The sequence below is a fragment of the Vibrio sp. 03_296 genome (assembly GCF_002265885.1).
The window spans coordinates 1-775 of record NZ_NPKW01001239.1 but is presented as its reverse complement, the minus strand read 5'-3'; the positions used below and the strand labels follow the sequence as shown (position 1 = coordinate 775).

1 rRNA gene is annotated in these 775 nt (G+C 53.0%); it reads right to left on the bottom strand.

The features are described from left to right. Positions 1 to 39: 39 nt before the first annotated feature. Positions 40 to 775: ribosomal RNA gene (locus CIK04_RS31255) — 16S ribosomal RNA — on the bottom strand; the annotation flags it as partial.

Genomic DNA, 775 nt, shown 5'->3' with positions numbered 1-775 from the left:
TATCAATCTGTGTGAACACTCATCGCAATAATCATCGTATAAGGAGGTGATCCAGCGCCAGGTTCCCCTAGCGCTACCTTGTTACGACTTCACCCCAGTCATGTAACCACAAAGTGGTGAGCGTCCTCCCGAAGGTTAAAACTACCCACTTCTTTTGCAGCCCACTCCCATGGTGTGACGGGGCGGTGTGTACAAGGCCCGGGGAACGTATTCACCGTGGCATTCTGATCCACGATTACTAGCGATTCCGACTTCATGGAGTCGAGTTGCAGACTCCAATCCGGACTACGACGCACTTTTTGGGATTCGCTCACTTTCGCAAGTTGGCMGCCCTCTGTATGCGCCATTGTAGCACGTGTGTAGCCCTACTCGTAAGGGCCATGATGACTTGACGSTCGTCCCCACCTTCCTCCGGTTTATCACCGGCAGTCTCCCTGGAGTTCCCGACATTACTCGCTGGCAAACTAAGGATAAGGGTTGCGCTCGTTGCGGGACTTAACCCAACATTTCACAACACGAGCTGACGACAGCCATGCAGCACCTGTCTCAGAGTTCCCGAAGGCACTCCAGCGTCTCCGCTAGATTCTCTGGATGTCAAGAGTAGGTAAGGTTCTTCGCGTTGCATCGAATTAAACCACATGCTCCACCGCTTGTGCGGGCCCCCGTCAATTCATTTGAGTTTTAATCTTGCGACCGTACTCCCCAGGCGGTCTACTTAACGCGTTAGCTCCGAAAGCCACGGCTCAAGGCCACAACCTCCAAGTAGACATCGTTT